At 69.5% G+C, this 23,499-nt stretch carries 31 protein-coding genes; 9 read left to right on the forward strand and 22 right to left on the reverse strand.

The features are described 5' to 3' along the window. Positions 1-20: 20 nt before the first annotated feature. A complete protein-coding gene (gene astD / locus ACLBKU_RS00195; RefSeq protein ID WP_410177512.1) occupies positions 21-1,445 on the forward strand; it encodes a succinylglutamate-semialdehyde dehydrogenase in 1,425 nt (474 codons plus the stop codon). Here the strand turns inward: astD and ACLBKU_RS00200 are convergent. Beyond that, on the reverse strand, positions 1,442-2,158 hold the full coding sequence (locus ACLBKU_RS00200) for a hypothetical protein (protein ID WP_410177513.1): 717 nt from the start codon (positions 2,156-2,158) through the stop codon (positions 1,442-1,444). The two genes, astD and ACLBKU_RS00200, sit on opposite strands and share 4 nt — an antisense overlap. A gap of 310 nt (positions 2,159-2,468) precedes the next feature. On the opposite strand from ACLBKU_RS00200, the gene rarD reads away from it, so the two are divergent. After that, positions 2,469-3,389 carry an EamA family transporter RarD gene (gene rarD / locus ACLBKU_RS00205; protein WP_410177514.1) on the forward strand — a complete coding sequence of 307 codons (921 nt, stop codon included), beginning with the start codon at positions 2,469-2,471 and terminating at the stop codon, positions 3,387-3,389. An 84-nt stretch (positions 3,390-3,473) separates the two neighbouring features. On the opposite strand, the gene pyrC is transcribed toward rarD, so the two are convergent. Beyond that, the gene (gene pyrC / locus ACLBKU_RS00210; protein ID WP_410177515.1) at positions 3,474-4,511 is read right to left on the reverse strand and encodes a dihydroorotase; all 1,038 of its coding nucleotides are present in this window, start codon (positions 4,509-4,511) and stop codon (positions 3,474-3,476) included. A 38-nt stretch (positions 4,512-4,549) separates the two neighbouring features. On the opposite strand from pyrC, the gene ACLBKU_RS00215 reads away from it, so the two are divergent. Beyond that, on the forward strand, positions 4,550-5,284 hold the full coding sequence (locus ACLBKU_RS00215; protein ID WP_410177516.1) for a YgfZ/GcvT domain-containing protein: 735 nt from the start codon (positions 4,550-4,552) through the stop codon (positions 5,282-5,284). Here ACLBKU_RS00215 and ACLBKU_RS00220 read toward each other — a convergent pair. The 4 genes from ACLBKU_RS00220 to rplU form a co-directional block, all read right to left on the reverse strand. Beyond that, positions 5,281-5,877 (reverse strand): TetR/AcrR family transcriptional regulator, encoded by a 597-nt coding sequence (locus tag ACLBKU_RS00220; protein ID WP_410177517.1) that lies wholly within the window; start codon positions 5,875-5,877, stop codon positions 5,281-5,283. The genes ACLBKU_RS00215 and ACLBKU_RS00220 overlap by 4 nt on opposite strands. Positions 5,878-5,928: 51 nt before the next feature. Continuing rightward, complete coding sequence (locus tag ACLBKU_RS00225; RefSeq protein ID WP_410177518.1) at positions 5,929-6,480, reverse strand: GNAT family N-acetyltransferase; 552 nt, start codon at positions 6,478-6,480, stop codon at positions 5,929-5,931. Between the two features lie 215 nt (positions 6,481-6,695). Beyond that, on the reverse strand, positions 6,696-6,965 hold the full coding sequence (gene rpmA, locus ACLBKU_RS00230) for a 50S ribosomal protein L27 (protein WP_267621410.1): 270 nt from the start codon (positions 6,963-6,965) through the stop codon (positions 6,696-6,698). Positions 6,966-6,979: 14 nt separating this feature from the next. Then, positions 6,980-7,354: a 50S ribosomal protein L21 gene (rplU, locus tag ACLBKU_RS00235; RefSeq protein WP_410177519.1), complete on the reverse strand. Its 375-nt coding sequence runs from the start codon at positions 7,352-7,354 to the stop codon at positions 6,980-6,982. 375 nt (positions 7,355-7,729) lie between these two features. Here rplU and ACLBKU_RS00240 point away from each other — a divergent pair, with 375 nt between their 5' ends. Together ACLBKU_RS00240 and ACLBKU_RS00245 are read left to right on the forward strand one after the other, a co-directional pair. Then, positions 7,730-8,113 (forward strand): hypothetical protein, encoded by a 384-nt coding sequence (locus ACLBKU_RS00240; RefSeq protein ID WP_410177520.1) that lies wholly within the window; start codon positions 7,730-7,732, stop codon positions 8,111-8,113. Continuing rightward, a complete protein-coding gene (locus ACLBKU_RS00245; protein ID WP_410177521.1) occupies positions 8,110-8,799 on the forward strand; it encodes a Crp/Fnr family transcriptional regulator in 690 nt (229 codons plus the stop codon). The genes ACLBKU_RS00240 and ACLBKU_RS00245 overlap by 4 nt, the downstream gene beginning before the upstream one ends. Positions 8,800-9,087: 288 nt before the next feature. On the opposite strand, the gene ACLBKU_RS00250 is transcribed toward ACLBKU_RS00245, so the two are convergent. From ACLBKU_RS00250 to coxB, 16 genes are all read right to left on the reverse strand, one after another. Then, a complete protein-coding gene (locus ACLBKU_RS00250) occupies positions 9,088-9,528 on the reverse strand; it encodes a hypothetical protein (RefSeq protein WP_410177522.1) in 441 nt (146 codons plus the stop codon). 69 nt (positions 9,529-9,597) lie between these two features. Beyond that, positions 9,598-10,044, reverse strand: coding sequence for a molybdenum cofactor biosynthesis protein MoaE (locus ACLBKU_RS00255; RefSeq protein WP_410178976.1), 447 nt, complete (start codon positions 10,042-10,044; stop codon positions 9,598-9,600). Positions 10,045-10,066: 22 nt separating this feature from the next. Further along, positions 10,067-10,306, reverse strand: coding sequence for a MoaD/ThiS family protein (locus ACLBKU_RS00260; RefSeq protein ID WP_410177523.1), 240 nt, complete (start codon positions 10,304-10,306; stop codon positions 10,067-10,069). A 150-nt stretch (positions 10,307-10,456) separates the two neighbouring features. Further along, positions 10,457-11,524, reverse strand: coding sequence for a GTP 3',8-cyclase MoaA (gene moaA, locus ACLBKU_RS00265; protein ID WP_410177524.1), 1,068 nt, complete (start codon positions 11,522-11,524; stop codon positions 10,457-10,459). Continuing rightward, positions 11,517-11,834 (reverse strand): Rossmann fold domain-containing protein, encoded by a 318-nt coding sequence (locus ACLBKU_RS00270; protein WP_410177525.1) that lies wholly within the window; start codon positions 11,832-11,834, stop codon positions 11,517-11,519. The genes moaA and ACLBKU_RS00270 overlap by 8 nt, the downstream gene beginning before the upstream one ends. 5 nt (positions 11,835-11,839) lie before the next feature. Further along, entirely contained in the window at positions 11,840-12,226 is a 387-nt protein-coding gene (locus tag ACLBKU_RS00275) for a dihydroneopterin aldolase (protein WP_410177526.1), read from the reverse strand. Between the two features lie 146 nt (positions 12,227-12,372). Further along, positions 12,373-13,260, reverse strand: coding sequence for a class I SAM-dependent methyltransferase (locus ACLBKU_RS00280; protein WP_410177527.1), 888 nt, complete (start codon positions 13,258-13,260; stop codon positions 12,373-12,375). Beyond that, complete coding sequence (gene thrC, locus ACLBKU_RS00285; protein WP_410177528.1) at positions 13,260-14,663, reverse strand: threonine synthase; 1,404 nt, start codon at positions 14,661-14,663, stop codon at positions 13,260-13,262. The genes ACLBKU_RS00280 and thrC overlap by 1 nt, the downstream gene beginning before the upstream one ends. Positions 14,664-14,727: 64 nt before the next feature. After that, a complete protein-coding gene (locus ACLBKU_RS00290) occupies positions 14,728-15,294 on the reverse strand; it encodes an SURF1 family cytochrome oxidase biogenesis protein (RefSeq protein WP_410177529.1) in 567 nt (188 codons plus the stop codon). After that, positions 15,291-15,593: a DUF983 domain-containing protein gene (locus ACLBKU_RS00295; protein ID WP_410177530.1), complete on the reverse strand. Its 303-nt coding sequence runs from the start codon at positions 15,591-15,593 to the stop codon at positions 15,291-15,293. The genes ACLBKU_RS00290 and ACLBKU_RS00295 overlap by 4 nt, the downstream gene beginning before the upstream one ends. 68 nt (positions 15,594-15,661) lie before the next feature. Further along, complete coding sequence (locus ACLBKU_RS00300; RefSeq protein ID WP_410177531.1) at positions 15,662-16,531, reverse strand: cytochrome c oxidase subunit 3; 870 nt, start codon at positions 16,529-16,531, stop codon at positions 15,662-15,664. Between the two features lie 30 nt (positions 16,532-16,561). After that, entirely contained in the window at positions 16,562-17,161 is a 600-nt protein-coding gene (locus ACLBKU_RS00305) for a cytochrome c oxidase assembly protein (protein WP_410177532.1), read from the reverse strand. Then, positions 17,161-17,292, reverse strand: coding sequence for a hypothetical protein (locus ACLBKU_RS00310; protein ID WP_410177533.1), 132 nt, complete (start codon positions 17,290-17,292; stop codon positions 17,161-17,163). Before ACLBKU_RS00310 ends, ACLBKU_RS00305 begins: the two co-directional genes overlap by 1 nt. Then, positions 17,289-18,218, reverse strand: coding sequence for a heme o synthase (locus tag ACLBKU_RS00315; protein ID WP_410177534.1), 930 nt, complete (start codon positions 18,216-18,218; stop codon positions 17,289-17,291). The genes ACLBKU_RS00310 and ACLBKU_RS00315 overlap by 4 nt, the downstream gene beginning before the upstream one ends. A gap of 98 nt (positions 18,219-18,316) precedes the next feature. Further along, entirely contained in the window at positions 18,317-20,029 is a 1,713-nt protein-coding gene (gene ctaD / locus ACLBKU_RS00320) for a cytochrome c oxidase subunit I (RefSeq protein WP_410177535.1), read from the reverse strand. A 37-nt stretch (positions 20,030-20,066) separates the two neighbouring features. Beyond that, positions 20,067-21,167 (reverse strand): cytochrome c oxidase subunit II, encoded by a 1,101-nt coding sequence (gene coxB / locus ACLBKU_RS00325; protein ID WP_410177536.1) that lies wholly within the window; start codon positions 21,165-21,167, stop codon positions 20,067-20,069. A gap of 246 nt (positions 21,168-21,413) precedes the next feature. Here coxB and pyrE point away from each other — a divergent pair, with 246 nt between their 5' ends. The 4 genes from pyrE (at position 21,414) to acpS (ending at position 23,494) form a co-directional block, all read left to right on the forward strand. After that, entirely contained in the window at positions 21,414-21,995 is a 582-nt protein-coding gene (gene pyrE / locus ACLBKU_RS00330; RefSeq protein WP_410177537.1) for an orotate phosphoribosyltransferase, read from the forward strand. After that, on the forward strand, positions 21,992-22,747 hold the full coding sequence (locus ACLBKU_RS00335) for a pyridoxine 5'-phosphate synthase (RefSeq protein ID WP_410177538.1): 756 nt from the start codon (positions 21,992-21,994) through the stop codon (positions 22,745-22,747). The genes pyrE and ACLBKU_RS00335 overlap by 4 nt, the downstream gene beginning before the upstream one ends. Beyond that, positions 22,744-23,031: a pyridoxal phosphate biosynthetic protein gene (locus ACLBKU_RS00340; protein ID WP_410177539.1), complete on the forward strand. Its 288-nt coding sequence runs from the start codon at positions 22,744-22,746 to the stop codon at positions 23,029-23,031. The genes ACLBKU_RS00335 and ACLBKU_RS00340 overlap by 4 nt, the downstream gene beginning before the upstream one ends. 61 nt (positions 23,032-23,092) lie before the next feature. After that, positions 23,093-23,494, forward strand: a complete 402-nt coding sequence (gene acpS / locus ACLBKU_RS00345) for a holo-ACP synthase (protein WP_410177540.1) — start codon at positions 23,093-23,095, stop codon at positions 23,492-23,494. Positions 23,495-23,499: the final 5 nt, after the last annotated feature.

Below are 23,499 nucleotides of genomic sequence, written 5' to 3' on the forward strand. Positions count from 1 at the left end.
GAGCGAACGGCAATGGACCGATGAGCGGTGACGCAACCGACCAGATCCTGATCTCCCACGAGCCCGCGACGGGCGCGGAATTGTGGCGCGGGCCGCACGGCGATGTCGAGGCGGCGGTCAGCCGCGCGCGGCGCGCCTGGGCGCCCTGGGCGGCGCGGGCGCTCACCGAGCGGATCGAGATCATGCGCGCCTTCGCCAACGCCGTGCGGCGCGAGGGGGAGGCGCTCGCCGAGCTGATCGCGCGCGAGGCGGGCAAGCCCCTGTGGGAAGCGCGCAGCGAAGTCGACGCGGTGGTCGGCAAGGTCGACATCGCGGTCCAGGCCTATGCCGAACGCACCGGCAAGAAGAAGCTCGACGCGGGCGTCGGCTCGAGCGCCGCGCTGCGCCACAAGCCGCATGGGGTGATGGCGGTGCTCGGCCCCTACAGCTTCCCCGCGCACTTGCCCAACGGCCACATCGTCCCTGCGCTGATCGCGGGCAACGCGGTGATCTTCAAGCCCTCCGAGAAGACCCCCGCCGTGGGCGAGGCGCTGGTCGCGGCGCTCCACCGCGCGGGCGTTCCCGAGGGCGTCGTTCAGCTGCTCGTCGGCGGACCCGAGGAGGGCAAGGCGCTGGTCGCCCACCCCGGCGTCGACGGGGTGCTGTTCACCGGCTCGGCGCAGGTCGGCATTGCGATCAACCGCAAGCTCGCCGCCAACCCGGGCAAGATCGTCGCGCTCGAGATGGGCGGCAACAACCCGATCGTCGTCACCGACACCCCGAGGCTCGCCGACGCCGCGGCGCTGATCGTGCAGAGCGCCTTCGCCACCGCCGGACAGCGCTGCACCGCGGCGCGGCGGCTGATCGTGGTCGAGAGCATCGCCGAGCCGCTGCTCGCCGAGCTCGTGCCGCTGGCGCGCAAGCTGATCGTCGGCGACCCGCTCGGCGAGCCGCAGCCCTTCATGGGCCCGGTGATCGACAACGACACCGCCGACGGCCTCACCGAGAGCTTCCTCGCGCTCATCACCGCAGGCGGCCGCCCGCTGCTCCACATGCGCCGCACCGTGCCCGACCTGCCCTTCCTCAGCCCCGGGATCATCGACGTCACCGACATCCCCGAGCGGCCCGACATGGAGCTGTTCGGCCCGGTGCTCCAGGTGATCCGCGTGCCCGATCTCGACAGCGCCATCGCCGAGGCGAACAACACCCGCTTCGGCCTCTCGGCCTCGCTGATCGGCGGCTCGCCCGACGATTACGGGCGGTTCTGGGCGAATGTGCGCGCGGGGATCATCAACTGGAACGGGCCGACCAACGGGGCCTCCTCGAAGGCGCCCTTCGGCGGGGTGGGCCTCTCGGGCAACCACCGCCCGGCGGCCTATTACGCCGCCGATTACTGCGCTTACCCGGTCGCCAGCACCGAGATGGACCAGCCGCGCGCGAGCATCAATGTGGGCCTCAGGCCCTAGGGCGCGCGGTAGACGAGGGTGACCCCGCTGAGCCCGTGCGGCGCGGGTCGCACATGGACCGCCAGCGCCTCGCCCGCCTTGCTTCTGGCGAGAACGATGTCCTCCGGCGCAGCGAAGCGCCTCGCCGCCAGCCCCGCCCGGCTGGCCCGGGTGAGGTGGTATTGCAGCAGGTCCTCGACCGGCGCCGGGCTGCGGTAGCGGATGATGCGGACACGGCACCCCCGCGCCTCGCTGCCGCCCGCCTGGAGCACCATCGCCCCCGGCGGGATCGCGGCGGGCCCCGGCAGGCTGGCGGCGAGCGCGAAATCTTCCTTCAGCGCCCCCGCGCAAGCCTCGGGCGCGCCGGCCGCGGCGAGCAGCGTCGCCGGCCCCGCCATCGGTCCCAGCGCCGGGCCACCCTCGCCCTCGCGCGGATCGGGGAGTTCGGGGATCGGCCCGCCCGCGAGAAGCTCGAGCCGCAGCGCCTCGCGCGCCGCCTGCGCGGCTTCCGAGGAGCCGCGCAGCACCGGCAGGGCGTGGCTGTCGGGAAAGCCGACCGCGGCATTGGCCTCGTTGCGGCTGGCGAGATCGGGGTCGCTCATCAGCGGATCGTGGAGCGCGCGGGCGATCACCGGGTCCTCTGCGATCGCCGGGTCGTCGGCCGGCGTCACGCCCTCGCCCCGCCCGCAGGCGGCGGCGCCGAGGCACAGGAGGAGGACGGCGAGACGGGTCACCCTGCCGCTATGCCCGAAGATGGTTAAGACCCGCCTCACGCGGCTTGGAAGCGCCCCCGGTGTCGCCCGACCCCGGAGGCGCTTCCCACGGCGGCATATTGCCCCCGCGCCCGCGGCCATGTGGTGGGACATGACCGCAAGTTGATGAAAGCCGTGCGGATCGCGCCTTCGTGCGACTCGCGGGCTTTCGAATGTTGTTCATTTATAGACCTTGGAATCTGAACAGGCGGGCATCGCAACCGACAGCCGTCGTTCAGCGACGGGCGCGCCCTTGCGCGCCGGCCCGCGCGCTCCTAACCCCGCCCGCGACATGAAGAGCCCCGCCCCCTCGCCTGCGCCTCACGGCCTGTTCGCCTCCGGGCTCGCACCCGCGCTCGGCGCCTACCTGATCTGGGGTTTCCTCCCGCTCTACCTGATGCTGGTGAAGAGCGTCCCCGCCTTCGAGTTCGTCGGCTGGCGGATCATCTGGACCCTGCCGCTGTGCCTGCTGATCGTCGCGGCGCGCCGCCAGTTCCCCGAGCTCCTCGCCGCCTTGAAGTCGCCGCGCAGCCTGCTCGCGCTGCTCGCGAGCAGCGTCCTGATCGGCATCAACTGGTTCGTCTACATCTGGGCGATCATGGCGGGCGAGGTCTATGCGACCTCGATCGGCTATTACCTCAACCCGCTGGTCAACGTGCTGCTCGGCACGCTGGTGCTCGGCGAGCGGCTGTCGCGGCGCCAATGGCTCGCGGTCGCGATCGCCGCCCTCGCGGTGGCGCTGCTGGCGACCGGCGCCGAGACGATGACGAGCCTGTGGATCAGCCTCTCACTGGGTTTCAGCTTCGCGCTCTATGGCCTTGTCCGCAAACAGGTTGCGGTCGGCTCGCTCCCGGGCCTGACGATCGAGAGCGCGATCCTCCTGCCGGTCGCAGGGAGCATCGCCTGGTGGTATGCGGCGAGCCCCCAGGGCTCCTCCTTCGGGCAGGACTGGTGGATGAGCGGGCTCATTATCTTCTCGGGCGTGGTCACCGCCGTGCCGCTGCTGATGTTCGCGCTCGCCGCGCGGCGGATGGATTACTCGACCCTCGGCTTCATCCAGTATCTCTCGCCGACGATCGTGTTCTTCCTCGGCCTGTTCGTCTTCCACCAGCCCCTCGCCCCCGCCAAGCTCGCGAGCTTCGTGCTGATCTGGGTGGCGGTCGGGGTGTTCGTCTGGGACCTGTGGGCGAAGCGGCGGGGGATTTCGGCCTGATCCCGACCCCGTTCGTGTCGAGCGAAGTCGAGACACCTTACCCAAGCCTCTCGACGACGCTCGAGGCGAAAGGGCAGCGGGCAGTTACCCGATGAACTTCCACCCCAGCACCTGTCCGCCGTGCCACGGCACGATCTCCTCGCCGGTGACGTGGAGATATGGCGGCACCGCCACCTCGGCGCGTTCGAGCGTCACCGTCTCCTCGTTGACCGGCAGCCTGTAGAAGGCGGGCCCGTGGAGCGAGGCGAAGCCCTCGAACCTGTCCAGCGCCCCCTCCTCGTCGAACACCGTGACATAGCTCTCGAGCGCATAGGGTGCGCCGAAGATGCCCGCGCAGCCGCAGGCGGTCTCCTTGGCGCTCCTGAGGTGCGGCGCCGAGTCCGTGCCGAGGAAGAACTTCGGCGAGCCGCTCGTCGCCGCGCGGCGGAGCGCCAGCCGGTGCGTCTCGCGCTTGGCGACGGGGAGGCAGTAATTGTGCGGCTGGATGCCGCCGACCAGCATCGCGTTGCGGTTGATGTGGAGGTGCTGCGGGGTGATGGTCGCGGCCACATTCGGCCCCGCCTCCAGCACGAAGTCGACCGCGTCCGAGGTGGTAATGTGCTCGAACACCACGCGCAGCTTCGGGAAGGCGGCAACAATCCCGCGCAAGTGCCTGTCGATGAACTCTTTCTCGCGGTCGAAGACGTCGACCGAGTGGTCGGTCACCTCGCCGTGGATGCACAGCACGATGTCCTCGGCCTCCATCCGCGCAAGCACCGGGTAGATCCGCTCGACATCGGTCACCCCCGCCGCCGAGTTGGTGGTGGCGTTGGCCGGATACATCTTGGCCGCGGTGAACACGCCCTCGGTGGCGCCGCGGGCGAGGTCGTCGGGGTCGGTCGTGTCGGTGAGGTAGCAGGTCATCAGCGGCTCGAACCGCACCCCCTCGGGCACCGCCGCACGGATGCGGTCGCGATAGGCCGCCGCGAGCTGCGTGGTGGTCACCGGCGGGGTGAGGTTCGGCATCACGATCGCCCGCGCGAACTGGCGCGCGGTGTAAGGCACCACCTCCCGCATCACCGCGCCATCGCGGAAGTGAAGGTGCCAGTCGTCGGGGCGGCGGATGGTGATGCGGTCGCTCATGGCTTCCCCTTAGCTGTGCCCGTGCCTATCTGTCACCCATGACTGCAACCCTGCTGACCACCCGCGCCGTGGTGCGCCTCTCCCCGCTGGACGAGAGCGAGAATGTCGCTGACTTCCTGCAAGGCCTCGTCACCAATGACGTGACCGGCCCGCTCCCCTGCTACGCCGCGCTGCTCTCCGCGCAGGGCAAGCATATGTTCGATTTCCTCGTGTGGGGCGACGGAGCCGACCTGCTGCTCGATTGCGAGGCCGCCCATGCCGACGAGCTGGCGAAGCGCCTCTCGATGTATCGCCTGCGCCGCCAAATCGCGATCACCCGCGACGAGAGCCTCGCCGTCCACTGGAGCCCCCTGCCCCACGAGGGCCTCGCCCATGATCCCCGCCTCCCCGAACTCGGCCACCGCTGGCTCGCCGCGCCCGGGGGCGAACCTGCCGACGCCGCGTGGCTCGCCCACCGCCTGTCGCTCGGCGTGCCCGAGGGGCGCGCGGAGATGGGGGACATCCTGTGGCTCGAGACCAACGCCGTCGAACTGAACGGCGTGAGCTTCACCAAGGGCTGCTATGTCGGGCAGGAGAACACCGCGCGGATGAACTGGCGGCAGAAGGTCAACCGCCGGCTGGTGGTGGTGCCGCTCGCCGCCTCGGACGAAGCGCGGCGGGTGGCGGAATATCCCGCGCTCGGCCTCGCGGTCGATCACCTGCGGGTCGAAAACCTCGATCCCGCAACCCTCCCCCCCTGGCAGCGCGCCGGGGTGCTCGCGAACGAGAGCTAGACCTCCTGGTGCTCGGCGAAGCTCGCCTCGAGCATCGCCGCCGCCCGCTCGCGCGCCGCATCGCGCGGCAGCCCGAGCGACTTCGCCAGCGCCGCGCCGATCAGCGCGTCCCCGAGCGCGAGCAGCACGAGGCTCAGCGTCTCGCGGTGCAGCCGCCGCTCGGCGACGTGCGCGGGGGGCTCGGTGGGGGCGAGCTCGTCGATCAAGTCGTGGATCGTCGCGATGATCGGGTCGAGCGCGTCCTCGTTCCCGGTCAGCAGCATCCAGCTGGTGAGCGCGCCCGCGCCCTCGCGGTCGAAGGCGTCGAAGGCGAGGTCGACCACCTCGCGTGGGCTACCGAGCCCGGCGCGGCTGGCGTGGACCGCCTCGATGATCGTCTCGCACACGGTGCGCGCGAGGTGCTCGGCGAGCGCCTTCTGCAGGCCCGAGGCCGAGCCGAAGTGGTGCAGGAGGTTGGCGTGGGTGCGCCCGATCCGCGCCGAGACCGCCTTCAGCGTCACCGATTGCGGCCCGGCCTCGATCAGCAGCGCGCGCGCGGCCTCGAGCGCCGAGGCGCGCGATTCCTCCGGGGTCAACCTCTTGCGACTGGCCATGGGCGAGCGCCTAAACCCTTTCGCAGGCGCGAACAAGCCGCCGCGCGCGCCTTACGCCGCGCGTTGCCGGTCGCCCTCGGCCCCCGCGAGCACCTTGCGGTAGAGGGCGGTCGGCGCATGGCCGCCGCGCCCGCACGACCAGCGCTCCTGCACCAGCCCGGTGGGCTCAAAGCCGAGCTTCCTCAGCACCTTGCCCGAGGCCGGGTTGTCGAGGAAGTGCGACGCCGAGAGCTCGCGGTGGCCGAGGATCGCGGCGATTGCCAGCACCGCCGCGCCCGCCTCGGTGGCATAGCCCTGCCCCCAGTGATCGCGCGCGATCCAGTAGCCGAGCTCCGGCGCGCCAGGATCGTTGGCGGCATCGCTGATCGGCCCGAAGCCGATGCAGCCGACCACCGCCGCATCGGCGGCGCGGGTGATGAGGAAGCGCGGGTGCAGCGGATCGGCGGGACGCGCGGCGAATGCGCGCGCGTCGGCCTCGCGGTAGGGCCAGGGGGCGGTGGCGAGGTTGCGGACCACGCCCTCGTCGGCGATGCCGGCGAGGAGGTCCTGCCAGTCCTCGGGCCAGATCGGCCGCAGCAGCAATCTTTGACTGCGATGGAACACGTGCCTTCTCCCTTCCTCGCCCCGCGCCGCCTCTAGGATCGACGCATGACAGTTTGGCGGCCGCGAAACATTATGATTCCGCAGCTTTTTCGAGGGAGAATGCGAAAAGGGAGACGGACCCCCTCGGCTGAGGACGGTCCTGTCTCCCTCGCATGGCAGGTCTTGCACCTGCCGGGACCGTCCTGTCCGGACGATCCCTTTATCGAATCGTCCGCTTACTCTGCGGCTTCGGCCATGGCGTCTACGGAGACGTATTTGCGGCCGAGCTTGCCCGCGTGGAAGCGCACCACGCCTGCCTCGAGCGCATAGAGGGTGTGGTCCTTGCCCATGCCCACGTTGACGCCCGGATAGACGCGGGTCCCGCGCTGGCGGATGATGATGTTGCCGCCGATCACTTCCTGACCGCCGAACTTCTTCACGCCGAGACGACGACCGGCCGAATCACGACCGTTGCGCGACGAACCGCCTGCTTTCTTGTGTGCCATGGTCCGGGTGCTCCTTATTCGGCCGAGGCGGCGGCTTCTTCAGCCGGGGCTTCGGTCTTGGTCTTCTTGGCGGCGGCCTTCTTGGCCGGCTTCGCGGCCTCGGCGGCGCCGACGGCGGTGATGCGCAGCAGGGTCATCTGCTGGCGGTGGCCGTTCTTGCGGCGGTAGTTGTGCCGGCGGCGCTTCTTGAAGACGATCACCTTCTCGCTCTTCGCCTGGGCGATGATCTCGGCCGAGACGGTCACCGCAGCGGCATCGGCGAGGGTGTCGCCTTCACCGGCCAGCAGGACATCGCCCAGCGTGATCGTGTCGCCGGCTTCGCCCGCGAGCTTTTCAACGGCAATCTTGTCTCCGGCGGCAACCCGATATTGCTTGCCGCCCGTGCGCACTACAGCGAACATGGCTCTCTACTCTCAACTCTGGCTGGTCCGGCCAAGGAGGCAATCACGCCACGCCAACCGAACGGCAATGCGAGGCCCGCGAAGGTGCGAGGCCCCGGGAAGATGGTGGCCGATAGGGGAAAGGCGCCGCCAAGTCAACGCCCCGCAGGGTGCGCCCTTGGCAAAAAGTCGGACGCGCCGATGTGTCACGATGCTTTGCCATTCCCGGGTGTCATGGTAAGCGGACTTGGGATCTTTATGCGACGGAACGGGACACGAGGACTGGCTTTCGCGGCGCTGCTACCGGCAGCGCTGTCGGCGTGCGCCTCAGGGGAGCACAGCTATCCCTCGCTCGCGCTGCGGCCCTTCGAGACGGGGGGACCGGTGCCCGCCGCCACCCCCGCGCCCACCGCGCCGACTCGGAGCCCGACTGCACCGGGGCGCATCGCCGCGCTGCGCCAGCAGGGCGCCACCGCCGCCCGGGCTTTCGCCGCGCGCGAGGACGAGGCCGCGCGCCTCGCCCGGGCCGCCGCCGGCCAGCCCTTCGAGAGCGAGGCCCGCGCCGCGGCGCTGGTGGCGATCGCCGACCTCGATTCGCGGCGCGCCGCGACCGCGAGCGCACTCGCCGCGCTCGACCGCCTTGCCGCCGAGGCCGCGACGGCGCTCAGCCCCGATCCGGGGGTCGAGGACGCGCAGCGCGACCTCGCGGCGCAGCTCGCCCGGCAGGATGCGGCGATCGCGCGGCTCTGGGAGGTGATGGGGACATGAACCTTGCGTGCAGCACCTGCCCGGTGAAGGACAACGCCGCCTGCGCCGTGCTCACCCCCGAGGAGCGCGACGCGATGGCCGCCGCGGGCCGCACCCGCACCTTGAGGCGCGGCGAAATGCTGTTCGCCGCGGGCGACGAGGAGGCGGCCTGCGCGACGCTGCTGACCGGCGCGCTCAAGGTCTCGGCGATCGATGTCGACGGCAACGAGCAGATCCTCGCCCTCGTCCACCCGGCGGGCTTCATCGGCGAGCTGTTCGCGCCTTTTGCGCATCACGACGTGGTCGCGCTGACGGATTCGCGGCTGTGCACCTTCGCGCGCGCCGACATCGAGCGGGCGATCGAGGACTACCCCGCCCTCGCCCGCGCGCTGCTGCGCCGCAGCCAGGCGGACCTGCTCGCGACGCGCAACCTGCTCGAGCTGACCGGCCACGCCAGCGCCGAGGCGCGGCTCGCCGCGCTGCTCCACGACTTCGCGGCCGCCGCGAGCGAGAGCTCGTGCCACGTCGCGCGCTTCTTCGAGCTGCCCCTGACCCGCGGCGAGATCGCCAACATGCTCGGCCTCACCATCGAGACCGTCAGCCGCAAACTCGGCGAGCTCGAGGACATGGGCGCGATCAAGCGCGAGGGAAAGCGCGGCATCGCGCTGCGCAGTCCCGAACTGCTGCACGAGATCTCGGGGCGCTAACGAAACCAGTTCCGCTCGTGCCGAGCTTGTCGAAGCACCGTCCTTCTCTTCGACCGAGGATGAGAAGAAGGACGGCCCTTCGACAAGCTCAGGGCGAACGGACTTTGTTCTCAGTTGAACAGACCTCCCGCTCCGACTCCCCACCCGGACACCATACCCTCATGGTACACTTGGTGGCCGGGTGGGGAGGCGGAGCAGGAGGTCTGTGCTTCGCTTCAGCGAAGCCCAAAGCAGGGGGTTTCGGGGCGGCGGCAGGGGAGAGGGCCGCCGCCCCGAGGGGAGAACGTCTCAGCGGACCACCGCGGCGATCACCGCGACCGTGAGCCCCCAACCCACCAGCAGCACCGGCAGGATCAGCATCTGGATCGTCGCGTCGCGCGCGGTGAGGCGGCCGGTGGCGGTCATGATGCCCTTGAGCCCGAACTCGCCGAGAGTCGCGGGCTCGCTGGTGTTGCCGGCGAGGCGCGTCCAGATCGCCGGCACGCCGAAACCGGCGACGATGAAGAACACGAAGATCGCCATCGGGATCGCCAGCGTCGGGCTGGCGAAGGCGGTGCCGACCACCGCCAGGAAGCCGAGGTAGCAGGCAACGGTCGCCCCGTAGAGCGCCTTGGGCAGGCCGAAATTGCGGTCGCTCTCGACCTGGTGGCGGACGGGCGCTGCGGCTGCGGGCTGCGCGACGATCCGCGCGCCGCCGGCGGCGATGCGGTCGTGGACGATGTGGCTCATGGGTGTCCTCCTTGATGTCGGAAGGAGGATTAGCCGGGGCAGTTCCTACCGGCTTTGACGGGAATCAAATCAGCCCTGCCAGCGGGCAAGATCGGTGTGGTCCTGCTCGCGCGGCTCGATCCAGCGCCATTGGCCGCCCTCTTTCTGGCGCTTCCAGAACCATGCGGCGCTCTTGAGGTGGTCCATGCAGAAGTCGACCGCATCGATCGCGTCGCGGCGGTGGAGCGCGGCGGCCGAGACGCAGACGATCGGCTCGCCCGGGCGCATCAGCCCGACGCGGTGGACCATCAGGAGGCCCATCAGCTCGAAGCGCGCGAAGGCCCGGTCGGCGAGTTCGTGCATTCCGGGCAGGGTCAGCGGCTCGTAATGGGTAAGCTCGAGCGCCTCGACGCCGCCGTCGGGCCGCACCTCGCCGACGAAGGTGCAGACGCCTCCGAGGCCGGGGTTGGCATTGGTGAAGGGCCCGATCAGCATGCCCGGCAGGAAGGGCTGGTCGAGCAGGCGGATGTCGCGCATCGGCGTGCGGCTTGTCATATGACTAGCCACCCGACACGGGCGGGAGCAGCGCGATTTCGTCGCCCCCGCCCGCCCGGAGCGCCGCCTTGTCGGCGATCAGCGCGCCGTTCACCGCCACGCGGTTCCTCGGATCGTCGAGCACCGCCGCGAGCGCCTCCGGGAGCGCCGCCTTGAGTCCTGCCCAGTCGAGCGGGCCCGCCACCTCAAGCGAGGGCGCGCCCGCGAGGTCGGCGAGCTTGCCGAGGGGGACGACGGTGATCATCCTCTCCCTTTCTCGTCATTGCGAGGAGCCGCAGGCGGAGTCGAAGACGGCGCGGAGCGCCACCCGGCAATCCATGGACTGTCGGCGCGCCAGGACGAGCGGCCCGGTCCATGGATTGCTTCGCTGCGCTCGCAATGACGAAGCATTGCTCTAGCCCCCCGTCATCGACATGTGCCGCGCGAGCGCCGGGGCGGCGCCGCGCTGGTCCATGCGGAAGTGGTGCTTCTCGGGCTTGATCCTGAGCGCCTCGTCGAGCGCGGCGGCGAGCGCCGTCTCGGGGTCCTGCGAGCGCAGCGCCGCGCGCAGGTCGACGCGCTCGCCGCCGCCGAGGCAGGGGTAGAGCTGGCCGGTCGCGGTCACCCGCAGCCGGTTGCACCCCGAGCAGAAATTGCCGGTGTGCGGCGTGATGAAGCCGAGCCGCCCGCCGGTCTCGGCGATGTCGACATAGGTCGAGGGACCGCCGGTGCGGTAATGGCTCTCGGTCAGCGTCCAGCGCGCCGCGAGCCGGGCGCGGACCCTGTCGAGCGGGAGATACTGGTCGAGCCGCTCCTCCTCGACATCGCCGAGCGGCATGACCTCGATCAGGGTCACGTCGTGGCCCTGCGCGTGCCCCCAGGCGATGAGCTCGGGGAGCTCCTCCTCGTTGACGCCCTTCAGCGCCACGGCGTTCAATTTGACCCTGAGCCCCGCCGCCTTGGCTGCCGCTATCCCGTCGAGCACCTGCGGCAGGCTGTCGCGCCGGGTCAGCGCGGCGAACTTTGCGCGGTCGAGCGTGTCGAGCGAGACATTGACCCGCCGCACCCCCGCCTTGGCCAGCGCCTCGGCATGGGTGGCAAGCTGGGTGCCGTTGGTGGTGAGCGTGAGCTCCTGAAGATCGTGCCCGAGACGGCGGCCGAGCGCGCTGAACAGGTCGACGATGTCGCGCCGCACCAGCGGCTCCCCGCCAGTGATGCGGATCTTGGTGACGCCGCGCGCGATGAAGCCGGTGGCGAGGTCGTAGAGCTCCTCGAGGCTCAGGACCTCCTTCTTGGGGAGGAAGGTCATGCGCTCGGGCATGCAGTAGGAGCACCTCAGGTCGCAGCGGTCGGTGACCGAGAGGCGCAGATAGGTGATGCGGCGCATGAAGGCATCGACCAGCGGACGCGCCTCGGCCGGGTCCTTCAGCAGGATGAGGTCGGGCTTGCGGGGGCTCGGGAGGGGCGACACGGGGTCATACATGACACACCAGATACTGCCCTGTCACCCCGGGCGCATCTCCCAAAAATCGCAAGGTCGCATCGCGCGCCTCTCCGGGAGAGCCGGCGACGAGGTTGACGCGCTTCGGCGCCACCTCGCGGGCGAGGTCGCGGGCGAGCGCGCGGCGCCAGTCGCGGTGGTCGTGCGCGGCGGGCGGCAGGAGAATGGCGAGCGCGGTGGTATCCGCCTCGGCCAGCAACGCGCGGGCGCCTTCGAGGTGGAGGGCCATGAAGGCGGCCGCCGCGTAGAGCGCGCTCTCGGGCAGGCTTTCGACCGCGAGCTCGCGCTGCACCCCCGTCAGCCCCCGTGCTCGGGCCGACGGGTGCGGTGGAGGGTGATGCCGATCTGCTCGCCCGCCTCGGCGATGGCGAGCTTGACGATCTTGACCGTCACCGCCTCGACCTTCGCGTCCTGCACGAACAACGTCTCGCAGATGTGGTCCGCCACCGCCTCGATGAGCTTGAAGTGGACGCCGGCAGGCAGCCCCTCGGAGGCGGCGAACTTCAGGTCCATGTAGTTCTTCGAGGCCTCGAGCGGGGTGTCGGGCTCGTAGCGGTCCGCGACCGTGTAACGCGCCGCAACCGAGATGCGCAGCGGCTGGGGCTTGCCGGTCTCCTCGGAATAGATACCGGTGAGGACATCGACGACGAGATCGTTGACTTCGAGGGTGAGGGTATCGGCCATTGCGAGGCCCGTTGGCAGGATGGAGGGCGCAAGTCCAGTGTTGGCGCGTGCCGCAGGCCCACCCCCGACCCCTCCCGCTAGCGGGAGGGGACGATCGCGTCCTAGTCCCCCTCCCGCTAGCGGGACGGGTTAGGGGTGGGCACGGGCTACCCGTTCGACCACCGCGCAAAGATCGCGGTCGGCAGGAGGCGAGCGCCCTCCCCCTCCTCGCGCACCGCGAGGTCGCCGTGCTCGATGACGCCCGGCAGGTGGCCGAGCGCCTCCTCCAACAATCCCGCGATGGCGAGGCTGCTCATGCGCACGGCATAGACGGTGAGGAACAGGAAGCGGCTGTCCCCGTCGAGCAGCCGCGCGCAATCGGCGACGAGGCCGGGGAGGTGCTCCTCCAGCCGCCACACCTCGCCCTCGGGCCCACGGCCGAACTTGGGGGGATCGAGGATGATCCCGTCATAACGCCGCGCGCGCCGCACCTCGCGGGCGGTGAACTTGGCGGCATCGTCGGTAAGCCAGCGGATCGGGCGCTCGGCGAGCCCCGAGAGGCCTGCGTTCTCGCGCGCCTGCGCGACCGATTTCTTCGAGGCATCGACATGGGTCACCCGCCCGTGCTGCGACAGGGCGAGCGTGCCGAGGCCGGTGTAGCCGAACAGGTTCAACGTCTCGGCCGCGCTCAGCCCCTCGAGCCGCCCACGCATCCATGCCCACACCGGGGCCATGTCGGGGAAGAACTGGAGGTGGCGGAAGGGGGTCGGGCGGACGGTGAAGCGCACCTCGTTCCATTGGAGCACCCAGCCCTCGTCCGGCAGGCGCCCGGCGAACTGCCAGCGTCCGCCGCCGTCCTCGTCCGATCCGGGGATGAACTCGCCGTCCGCGCGCCAGTCGGGACGGCGCGGCTGCCACAGCGCCTGGGGCTCGGGGCGGATGAAGGAGCGCGGGCCGAAGGCTTCCCACTTGCGCCCCGCCCCGCTGTCGAGGAGGCGGTAGGAGTCCCACCCGGCGCATTCCATCACCAGCGGCTGCTGGACGAGGCGCGCCATCAGGCCTGCCCGGCGTGGCCGAGCACGTAGTCGCGGGCCGCGGCGTAGTCCCCGCCGATCTCGGCGAAGCTCTCCGCGCGCCCGAACAGGTCGCCGACGCGGGCCGGGAGCGCGGGCCTCAGGCCGATGGCGCGCTCGACCGCGTCGGGGAACTTCGCGGGATGGGCGGTGGCGAGCGTCACGAGCGGGACGCCCGCGGGGAGCGTCCCCGCGAGCGCCTGCGCGGCATAAAGGCCCACGCCGGTGTGCGGATCGAGCACCTGTCCGGCGGCGCGCCACGCCCATTGCAGCGCCCGCGCGGTCTCGACCTGGTCGGCGCGCGCGCTGGCGAAGAGCGCGGAGGCACCCCCGGCCTGCGCGTTGGTGAGCTGCATCGCCTTCGAGGCTTCGAAGCTCCGCATCTGCTCGGCCAGCGCCGCCCCGTCGCGGCCGCCCGCGTCGAACAGCAGGCGCTCGAAGTTCGAGGAGACCTGGATGTCCATCGACGGCGTGATCGTCGGCGTCACCCCGCCCGCCGAATAGTCCCCGGCGGACAGCGCGCGGTGGAGGATGTCGTTGACGTTGGTGGCGACGATCAGGCGCTCGATCGGCAGCCCCATCTTCGCTGCGACATAGCCCGCGAAGACGTCGCCGAAGTTTCCCGTCGGCACGGAATAGGCGACGGTCCGCTCGGGCGCGCCCAGTTGCAGGGCGCTGGCGAAGTAATAGACCACCTGCGCCATCAGCCGCGCCCAGTTGATCGAGTTGACCGCGCCGAGGTTGAGGACGCCCATCACTTGCCGGTCGGTGAACATCCGCTTCACGTGCGCCTGCGCATCGTCGAAGCTGCCCTCGATGGCGAGGTTGTGGACGTTGGGCGCGCGCACGGTGGTCATCTGGCGGCGCTGGACGTCGCTCACCCGACCGCGCGGGTGGAGCATGAAGATCTCGACCCGTTCGAGCCCCGCAACCGCCTGGATCGCCGCCGAACCGGTGTCGCCGCTGGTCGCGCCGACGATGGTGAGGCGTTCGTCGGCCCTCGCGAGGAAGGTCTCGAACAGCCGTCCGAGCAGTTGCAGCGCGACGTCCTTGAAGGCGAGCGTCGGGCCGTGGAACAGCTCGAGCAGCCAGTGCTGCTGGTCGAGCTGCACCAGCGGGGTGACCGCGGCGTGGCCGAAGTCGCCATAGACCTTGTGGCAGATCGCCAGCAGTTCCTCGTCCGAGAGGCTCCCCGCGACGAAGGGTGCCATGACGCGCGCGGCGAGGTCGGGATAGGCAAGACCGCGCATCGCCCGGATTTCGTCGGCGCCGAAGCGCGGCCACTCGGCGGGCACATAAAGGCCCCCGTCGCTGGCGAGGCCCGCCAGCGTCACCCCCTCGAAATCGAGCGCCGGAGCGCTCCCCCTGGTCGATACATATTGCATATGCGAAGGGCCTAGAGCGATTTCGAGGGAAATGGAACATTTCCCGACTCGGAAATCGCGACCATCAGGTGGCGCCCCGGCGGCGGCGCAATGCCAGCACGTAGATGACGAGGGCCGTCAGCGCGAAGAAGAACCACTGCACGGCATAGGCGAGGTGGTTGTTGGGGAGATCGCCGGGATCGGGCTTCGCCATCGCCTGCAAGCCGGCGAGCGGCGGGTCGGCGATGAGGCGCGGACCGGGGGCGATCACCCCGGTGACCGTGCCGCCCTGCCAGTCGGGCTTGGCAAGGTCGCGGCTGTAGCCGATGTCGACGCGCACCAGGACACCCTCGCTCACGGCGCAGGCGGCTCGCTGGACCCAGCCCTTCTGCCCCGTTGCCGAGGTGCCCGACACTGCCGCGATCCCGGCGACCTTGCGGCAGGCGACCTCGCTGCGCCGGAAAAGCGCCTCCTCGCCCTTGCCGGCGAGCGGGAAGGTGACGGGCGCATCGTTCCCCGCCGCCGCCGTGTAGCGCGCGATCAGCGCCTCCTTCTCGGCCTTGCGCTGGAGCTGCCAGATGCCGAGGCCGATCATCGTCAGGACCGCGGCGATGACGACGATGGTCGCGAATATCGGGATACGACGGGTCACGGCTGGCGTTCCTCGTATTGGTGGTAGACCCACATGGTCTTGTAGAACCGCAGGGCGAAGAGGACGCTCCCCACCGTCACCGGCGCCCAGAGCAGGAAGGACAGCCACAGCGGCGGCCGCAGCCACGCGTCGAAGCCGAGCGCGGCGAGGATCAGCACGAGCGCCAGCACCATCGTCAGCACGCCGACGAAGCGCCCGCCCCGCTCCAGCGCCAGAATATCGAGCCCGCAGGACCGGCACTCCTCGGCGAGCGCGGCAGGCGCGGCGAACAGCGTCCGCTCCCCGCACCGAGGGCACAAACCGGAAAGGGCAGCCGAGACGAGTCCCGGCTGCCCTTTCGTGTCGTTCGGACCTCGGTCCGGCGCCATCAGTGGTAGTGCGCGCCCCAGCCGCCCCAGACGTAGACGGCGACGAACAGGAACAGCCACACCACGTCGACGAAGTGCCAGTACCACGCCGCCGCTTCGAAGCCGAAGTGCTGGCGCGGGGTGAAGTGGCCGAGATAGGCGCGGTAGAGGCACACGGCGAGGAAGATCGTCCCGATCATCACGTGGAAGCCGTGGAAGCCGGTCGCCATGTAGAAGGCCGAGGAGTAGGTGTTGCCGCCGAAGCCGAAGGGCGCGCCGGCATATTCGTAGGCCTGGATCGCGCTGAACAGCACGCCCAATGCAATCGTCGCCCACAGGCCCTGCTTGAGGCCCTGGCGATCACCGTGGATCAGCGCGTGGTGCGCCCAGGTCACCGTCGTGCCCGAGCACAGCAGGATCAGCGTGTTGAGCAGCGGCAGCGAGAAGGGATCAAGCACCATCATGCCCTCGGGCACGAAGGAGGCGAGCGCGCCCTCGGTGCCGAACAGGCTGGTGGTCGCGCCGGTCGCCTCGTCGAATTGCAGCGGGGTCGGGAAGAGCGCGAAGTCGAAGAAGCTCCAGAACCAGCCGACGAAGAACATCACCTCCGAAGCGATGAACAGGATCATGCCGTAGCGCATGTGGAGCTGCACCACCGGGGTGTGGTCGCCGCGCTGGGCCTCGATCACGATGTTGCGGAACCACATGAAGAAGGTGGCGATCAGCCCGGCGAGGCCGAGATACATCACGATGCCCGCGGCCTGGCCGAAGACGTCGGGGTGCATGTGCAGCACCAGCCCGCTGGTGAAGGTCAGCGCCGAGATCGAGCCGACGAGCGGCCAGATGTCGGGTTCGAGGATGTGGTAATCGTGGTTTGCCTTGCCAGCCATGTGGTCGTTCCCGTCCCTGGGTTTAGCGGATCAATTGGTGCGCGTTGCCGCCGCTGCTAGCGGAGCTTCCGTGCGGTGGAAAGTGTAGCTCAGCGTGATCTGCTCGACACCCTTCATGTTGGGGTCCTTGAGCATCGCCGGGTCGACGAAGTAGAGCACCGGCATGGTGACCTCCTCGCCGGGCTTCAGGGTCTGCTCGGTGAAGCAGAAGCACTGGATCTTGTTGAAATACTGGCCGGCCTGCTCGGGCACGACGTTGAAGGTGGCGGTGCCGGTGACGGGCCGGTCCGAGGTGTTGCGAGCGACGAAGGTGGCGATGTCGCGCTCGCCGATGACGACCGTGTCGGTCGGCTGCGACGGGTGGAAGACCCACGGCATCCCGGCCTCGGTCGAGGCGTCGAAGCGGATCGAGATTTTCTGGCCCGTTGCGGCCGCGGCGGCCGCGGCAGCCTTGCTCTCGCTCGCGACCATGGTCGTGCCGCCGAAGCCGGTGACCTGGCAGAACAGGCGGTAGAGCGGCACCGAGGCATAGCCGAGGCCGAGCATCGCCAGCGCCCCGGCAGCCGCCATCAGGCCGACGCGCAGGTTGCTGCGCGCGGTATCGGGCGAGAGGGGCGCTGCGGAGGCCATCAGTGCTGCGCTCCGATGCGCACGATGGTGATCGCGTAGAACAGCACCACGAAGAACACGAGCGTGCCGAGCACCACCCAGTTCCGCGCCTTGCGGCGGCGGATGAATTCCTTCTCTTCCTCGGGCGTCATGCGATCCACCCCTGGTAGGCCGCGACGCGGTCGAGCACCAGCGCGGCGAAGAGCACGAAGAGGTAGACGATCGAGAACTTGAAGAGCGTCTTCTCCGGCGTCATCGCGTCGACCTCGGCGCGCATCCGGGTGAAGACCGGCAGGGCAAGCGCCACGAACAGCGCGGAGAGCACCACCGCGACCGAGCCGTAGATCCAGCTCGTCCCGCCGATGTACCACGGCGCGACGGTGATCGGCGCGAGCAGCAGCGTGTAGAGCATGATCTGGCGGCGCGTCGCCTTCTCGCCGGCGACGACGGGCAGCATCGGAATGCCGACCTTGGCGTAGTCCGACTGCACGAACAGCGCGAGCGCCCAGAAGTGCGGCGGGGTCCAGAAGAAGATGATCGCGAAGAGGAGGAGCGGCATCGCGGTGATGTCGCCCGTCACCGCCACCCAGCCGATCAGCGGCGGGAAGGCGCCCGCGCCGCCGCCGATGACGATGTTCTGCGGAGTGCGCGGCTTCAACCACATGGTGTAGACGACCGCGTAGTAGAGGATCGCGGCGAGAAGCAGCGCGGCGGCGAGCCAGCCCACCGCGAGGCCCATCAGCACGATCGACACGGCCGAGAGGAAGATCCCGAAGTCGCGCGCGTCCTCGCGCCGCATCCGGCCGCCGGGGAGCGGACGGTTCATGGTGCGCTTCATCCCGGCGTCGAGGTCGGCCTCCCACCACTGGTTGAGCACCGCCGAGCCGCCCGCGCCCATCGCGATCGCGAGGATCGCGGTGAAGGCGATCACCGGGTGGATGCTGCCCGGCGCGGCGAGCACGCCGCAGATCGCGGTGAAGATCACCAGCGTCATCACCCGCGGCTTGGTGAGCGCGAAGAAGTCGCGCCACTCCGTCGGCAGCGGGAGAGAGGCAGTCTGGGGTGCGGTGCTGGCCATGTCTCGCTTCGGTTCCATTGCGAAGGAGCGCGGGCCATCACCCGCGCTCCCCCTCGTGTCATTGCGCTCCGGCGAGGGAGCCGATCACGCGCCCCGCCTTACGCGGTGGCGGGACGGTGATCGTGGTAGTCGTTGGCGTCGGTGATGACCGGCAGCGTCTCGAACTGGTGGTAGGGCGGCGGGCTCGGCAGGGTCCACTCGAGCGTGGTCGCGCCTTCGCCCCAGGGGTTCGCCTCGGCCTTCTTGCCCGCGAAGAGCGCGTAGAGGATGTTCACGAAGAAGAACACCATCGAGCCGGCCATGATGTAGTACCCGTAGGTGCTGATCTGGTGCCAGAAGTGGAACGCCTCGGTGTAGTCCGGGTAGCGCCGCGGCATGCCGTTCATCCCGAGGAAGTGCTGCGGGAAGAAGATCACGTTCACGCCGACGAAGAAGGTCCAGAAGTGGAGGTGCGACAGGAGCTCGGAGTGCATCCGGCCGCTCATCTTCGGGAACCAGTAGTAGAAGCCGGCGAACATCGAGAACACCGCGCCCATCGACAGCACGTAGTGGAAGTGCGCCACGACATAGTAGGTGTCATGAAGGTTGTCGTCGATCCCGCCGTTGGCGAGCACCACCCCGGTCACGCCGCCGACGGTGAACAGGAAGATGAAGCCCAGCGACCAGACCATCGGCGACTTGAACTCAAGACTGCCGCCCCACATCGTCGCGATCCAGCTGAAGATCTTCACGCCGGTCGGCACCGCGATCACCATCGTCGCGGCGGTGAAATACATCTTCGTGTTCACGTCGAGGCCCACGGTGTACATGTGGTGCGCCCAGACAATGAAGCCGACGACGCCGATCGCGACCATCGCATAGGCCATGCCGAGGTAGCCGAACACCGGCTTGCGGCTGAAGGTCGCAACGATCTGCGAGATCATGCCGAAGCCCGGCAGGATCATGATGTAGACTTCCGGGTGGCCGAAGAACCAGAACAGGTGCTGGTAGAGCACCGGGTCACCGCCGCCGGCCGGATCGAAGAAGGTCGTGCCGAAGTTGCGGTCGGTCAGCAGCATGGTGATCGCCGCGGCGAGCACCGGGAGCGCGAGCAGCAGCAGGAAGGCGGTGACCAGCACCGACCACACGAACAGCGGCATCTTGTGCAGGGTCATGCCCGGCGCGCGCATGTTGAAGATGGTGGTGATGAAGTTGGTGGCGCCCAGGATCGAGCCCGCGCCCGCAAGGTGCAGCGAGAAGATCGCGAAATCGACCGCCGGCCCCACCGAGCCCTTGGTCGAGAGCGGGGCGTAGACCGTCCAGCCGGTGCCGGCGCCGGGCCCGGTGCCGCCGGGGACGAAGAGCGAGAACAGCAGGCTGAAGAAGCCCGCCACCGTCAGCCAGAAGGAGATGTTGTTCATCCGCGGGAAGGCCATGTCCGGCGCGCCGATCATCAGCGGCACGAACCAGTTGCCGAAGCCGCCGATCATCGCCGGCATCACCATGAAGAACACCATGATCAACCCGTGCGCGGTGATGAACACGTTCCACATGTGGAGCGCGGTGTTGAGATCATTGCCGCCGCCCATGAACTGGGCCCACCAGGTCAGGTACTGAATGTCCGGGTCCTGCAACTCGACGCGCATGATCCCCGAGATGGCCCCGCCGACGATCCCCGCGATAATGGCGAAGATCAGGTACATCGTGCCGATGTCCTTGTGGTTGGTCGACATGAACCAGCGGGCGAAGAAGCCCGGCTTGTGGTCCGCGTGATCATGCGCGTCATGCGCATGATCGTGGTGGATGTCGAAGCCTTCAGCGGTGGTTGCCATGGTCAGCTACTCTTTTGCGTAAATCTTGTCGGTCGGATCAGGCGGCGGGGGCCGGCTGGGTCTCGGGCGCATCGGCAGGGGCCTGCGCGGGGCCGCCGACGGCCGGAGCGGCGGTCGGCGCGGCCGGGGCAGCACCCTCGCCCGGCATCGTGCCGCCCTGCGCGCGCACCCACGCCGCGAACTGCGCCGGGGGCAGCGCCTCGACGACGATCGGCATGTAGGCGTGGCGCGCGCCGCACAGCTCGGAGCACTGGCCGTAGTACACGCCCGGCTCCTTGATGGTCACCATGCGTTCGTTGAGCCGCCCCGGAACCGCGTCCATCTTGAACCACAGCGAGGGCACCGCGAAGGCGTGGATCACGTCGGAGGCGGTGGTCTGGATGCGCAGCGGCACGCCCGCGGGCACGACCATGCGGTTGTCGACCGCGAGCTGGTCCGGCTCGCCGCGCTTCAGCGCCTCGGCCCTGTCGAGCATGTTCGAGACGACCTCGAAGTCGCCGTGGTCGGGGTAGGAATAGCCCCAGTACCACTGGTAGCCGGTCGCCTTGATCGTCACCGCGTTGGCGGGCGCGCTCTCGTACTGGCGCGCGAGCAGGGTGATCGAGGGGACCGCGATGATGACGAGCACGATCACCGGGACGATCGTCCAGACCACCTCGATGAGCGTGTTGTGGGTGGTCTTCGAGGCGGCCGGGTTGGCGCGGCGGTTGAAGCGCACCACGACGTAGAGCAGCAGGCCGAGCACCAGCAGGCTGATCGCGGTGATCACCGGCAGCAGGATCATGTCGTGCATCCACAGCGCGTAGTCGCCGGTCGCCGAGTACTGGTCCTGGAAGTGCATGCTCTTGAGCGGGCTGTCCTCGTAGGAGGTCGGCATGCCCTTGCCCTTGGTCGGCTTCATCGGCGTGTAGACGCCTTCGCCGGCGGGCGCCGCGGCCGCTTCGCCGGGGGTCTTGTTGCCCGGCAGGGCCTCGACACCCGGGGCGGTCTGCGCGCCCGGGACCTCGCCCGCCTCGGCGGCGGTGGTCGCGGGCGCCGCGACGGCGGGAGCAGCGGGCGCAGCGGCCTCAGCGACGACGCTCAGCGGCGCGAACGCCGCGAGCCCGGCAGCAACCGCCGCCAGGATAGCCTTTTTCATACGGGTGTCCCTCTGACCCATGAGCATGTGTCCAAGTGGTTCGAATCTGATCCCATACCGCGCGGCGGCAAGCCCCCTCGAGACCCGCTACGACACGGCGTTTGGCCGGCCCTCGGGCCAGCGTCAGCCCCGCCCTTAGCGATGCTTGCCGAGGGCCTCAAGCGCTTCTAGGGAGAAAATTATGCAAGGCTCCATGCCCGGGGCGCAAGAGGGCGAAGTTCCCTACCCTTCTTAAGGAGTTGCTTCATGAATCAAGAGGCTGTCCTGGCCGAGTTCCGCGCCTCGGGCGCGCTGCTCGAGGGGCATTTCAAGCTCTCCTCGGGGCGGCACAGCGGCCATTACCTGCAATGCGCGCGGGTGCTCATGAACCCGGCGCGCGCCGCCCGCATCGCCGAGGCGGTCGTGGCCGCCGTCCCCGCCGAGGTGCGCGCGGCTGTCGACGTCGTGGTCTCCCCGGCGATGGGCGGGATCATCATCGGCCACGAGGTCGGCCGGGTGCTCGGCAAGGACGCACTCTTCCTCGAGCGGCCCGAGGGCACCTTCCACCTGCGCCGCGGCTTCGCGCTCGCGAAAGGCGCGAAGGTGCTGATGGTCGAGGACGTCGTCACCACCGGCCTCTCCAGCCGTGAGGCGATCGCCGCGGTCGCGCGCGAGGGGGGCGAGGTGATCGCCGAATGCGCGATCATCGACCGCTCGTGCGGGTCGGTCGATCTGGGCGTGCCCTTCCACCCGCTCCTCGCCATCGACTTCCCGACCTATGACGAAAGCGACATCCCGGAAGAGCTGGCGCGCGTACCCGTGACCAAGCCCGGAAGCCGGAAAGAATGAGCCAGACCCACTCCCCCTCCCACCTACGCCTCGGCGTGAACATCGATCACGTCGCGACGATCCGCAACGCGCGCGGCGGGGACCACCCCGATCCGGTGCGCGCCGCCGAGATCGTCGCCGCGGTGGGCGGGGACGGCATCACCGCGCACCTGCGCGAGGATCGCCGCCACATCCGCGACGAGGACCTCGCGCGCATCCAGGCGGCGACCGACCTGCCGCTCAACCTCGAGATGGCGGCGACCCGCGAGATGCTCGCCATCGCCCTGCGCCACAAGCCCCACGCCGCCTGCATCGTCCCCGAGAAGCGCGAGGAGCGCACCACCGAAGGCGGGCTCGATGCGGCGGGGCTGCACAACACGCTCGTGCCGATCGTCGAGGAGCTGAAGGCCGCGGGCATCCGCGTCTCGCTGTTCATCGGCGCCGAGGAACGACAGCTCGACGCCGCGCTGCGCCTCGGCGTGCCGGTGGTCGAGTTCCACACCGGCGACTATGCCCACGCCGTCCTCGACGGGGACCGCGAGAAGGTCGCGCGCGAGTTGAAGCGCGTCACCGACATGGCCGCGCTCGCCGCAAAGAACGGGATCGAGCCCCACGCCGGGCACGGCCTCACCTTCGACAACGTCCAGCCGATCGCCGCGATTCCCCAGATCGCCGAGCTCAACATCGGGCATTATCTCATCGGCGAGGCGGTGTTCACCGGCCTCGAGACCGCGATCCGCCGGATGCGTGAACTCATGGATGAGGCGCGGTGAGCCAGCCCGACCTCCCGCAGCTCACCGGCGAGCAGAAGCGCTGGGCCTTCGGCGCGGCGGGGCTGTTCCTGCTCGGGGTGGGCTTCCTTGGCTTCGCGCTCAACACCGGCGTGATGCGGGTCTTCGCGGTCGGCTGGGTGGCGCTGATGATCTTCGGCTTCGTCGGCGCTGGCCGCGTCGCGAAGGGCGACTTCGCGCATCCGCTGTTCAAGGCGCAGGTGATGCTCCACGTCGTCGCGCTCGGCCTGCTCGCGGCGGTGATCATCAGGGCGGTGAAGGGATGAGCGGCGCGAAGATCGGCGGGACCCCGGATCAAGTCCGGGGCGACGCACCGGGGGGTGCGTCGTGATCATCGGCTTGGGCTCCGACCTCTGCAACATCGAGCGGATCGCGAACTCGCTCGCCCGCTATGGCGAGCGCTTCGAGAACCGCGTCTTCACCGCCACCGAGATCGCCAAGGCCCGCAAGCGCCCCTTCACCATCGCGGGCACCTACGCCAAGCGCTTTGCCGCCAAGGAGGCCTTTTCCAAGGCGGTCGGCACCGGCTTCAAGCGCGGCGTCTTCATGAAGGACATCGGCGTCGTCAACGCCCCTTCGGGCGCGCCGACCCTCGCGCTGACGGGCGGGGCGGCTTTGCGGCTTGAAGAAATGACGCCAAAGGGCCATGAGGCCCGCATCCACCTGACCCTCACCGACGATCACCCCTGGGCGCAGGCCTTCGTGATCATCGAAGCCCTTCCCCTCTAAGGCGG

The sequence above is a fragment of the Erythrobacter sp. NE805 genome, assembly GCF_046452355.1.
Classification (GTDB): Bacteria; Pseudomonadota; Alphaproteobacteria; order Sphingomonadales; family Sphingomonadaceae; genus Erythrobacter.

What these genes read in the sequence shown, in the direction of transcription:
- ACLBKU_RS00250 (WP_410177522.1), bottom strand. Translation starts at nt 9,528, where the DNA reads ATGAGCCACATCGTCCACGACCGCATCGCCGCCGGCGGCGCGCGGATC.
- ACLBKU_RS00310 (WP_410177533.1), bottom strand. Translation starts at nt 17,292, where the DNA reads ATGACGCCCGAGGAAGAGAAGGAATTCATCCGCCGCCGCAAGGCGCGG.
- astD (WP_410177512.1), top strand. Translation starts at nt 21, where the DNA reads ATGAGCGGTGACGCAACCGACCAGATCCTGATCTCCCACGAGCCCGCG.
- ACLBKU_RS00245 (WP_410177521.1), top strand. Translation starts at nt 8,110, where the DNA reads ATGAACCTTGCGTGCAGCACCTGCCCGGTGAAGGACAACGCCGCCTGC.
- pyrE (WP_410177537.1), top strand. Translation starts at nt 21,414, where the DNA reads ATGAATCAAGAGGCTGTCCTGGCCGAGTTCCGCGCCTCGGGCGCGCTG.
- rarD (WP_410177514.1), top strand. Translation starts at nt 2,469, where the DNA reads ATGAAGAGCCCCGCCCCCTCGCCTGCGCCTCACGGCCTGTTCGCCTCC.
- ACLBKU_RS00255 (WP_410178976.1), bottom strand. Translation starts at nt 10,044, where the DNA reads ATGCGCGACATCCGCCTGCTCGACCAGCCCTTCCTGCCGGGCATGCTG.
- ctaD (WP_410177535.1), bottom strand. Translation starts at nt 20,029, where the DNA reads ATGGCAACCACCGCTGAAGGCTTCGACATCCACCACGATCATGCGCAT.
- ACLBKU_RS00275 (WP_410177526.1), bottom strand. Translation starts at nt 12,226, where the DNA reads ATGGCCGATACCCTCACCCTCGAAGTCAACGATCTCGTCGTCGATGTC.
- pyrC (WP_410177515.1), bottom strand. Translation starts at nt 4,511, where the DNA reads ATGAGCGACCGCATCACCATCCGCCGCCCCGACGACTGGCACCTTCAC.
- thrC (WP_410177528.1), bottom strand. Translation starts at nt 14,663, where the DNA reads ATGCAATATGTATCGACCAGGGGGAGCGCTCCGGCGCTCGATTTCGAG.
- rpmA (WP_267621410.1), bottom strand. Translation starts at nt 6,965, where the DNA reads ATGGCACACAAGAAAGCAGGCGGTTCGTCGCGCAACGGTCGTGATTCG.
- ACLBKU_RS00335 (WP_410177538.1), top strand. Translation starts at nt 21,992, where the DNA reads ATGAGCCAGACCCACTCCCCCTCCCACCTACGCCTCGGCGTGAACATC.
- ACLBKU_RS00305 (WP_410177532.1), bottom strand. Translation starts at nt 17,161, where the DNA reads ATGGCCTCCGCAGCGCCCCTCTCGCCCGATACCGCGCGCAGCAACCTG.
- ACLBKU_RS00300 (WP_410177531.1), bottom strand. Translation starts at nt 16,531, where the DNA reads ATGGCTGGCAAGGCAAACCACGATTACCACATCCTCGAACCCGACATC.
- ACLBKU_RS00315 (WP_410177534.1), bottom strand. Translation starts at nt 18,218, where the DNA reads ATGGCCAGCACCGCACCCCAGACTGCCTCTCTCCCGCTGCCGACGGAG.
- ACLBKU_RS00260 (WP_410177523.1), bottom strand. Translation starts at nt 10,306, where the DNA reads ATGATCACCGTCGTCCCCCTCGGCAAGCTCGCCGACCTCGCGGGCGCG.
- ACLBKU_RS00215 (WP_410177516.1), top strand. Translation starts at nt 4,550, where the DNA reads ATGACTGCAACCCTGCTGACCACCCGCGCCGTGGTGCGCCTCTCCCCG.
- coxB (WP_410177536.1), bottom strand. Translation starts at nt 21,167, where the DNA reads ATGAAAAAGGCTATCCTGGCGGCGGTTGCTGCCGGGCTCGCGGCGTTC.
- ACLBKU_RS00220 (WP_410177517.1), bottom strand. Translation starts at nt 5,877, where the DNA reads ATGGCCAGTCGCAAGAGGTTGACCCCGGAGGAATCGCGCGCCTCGGCG.
- moaA (WP_410177524.1), bottom strand. Translation starts at nt 11,524, where the DNA reads ATGTATGACCCCGTGTCGCCCCTCCCGAGCCCCCGCAAGCCCGACCTC.
- ACLBKU_RS00280 (WP_410177527.1), bottom strand. Translation starts at nt 13,260, where the DNA reads ATGGCGCGCCTCGTCCAGCAGCCGCTGGTGATGGAATGCGCCGGGTGG.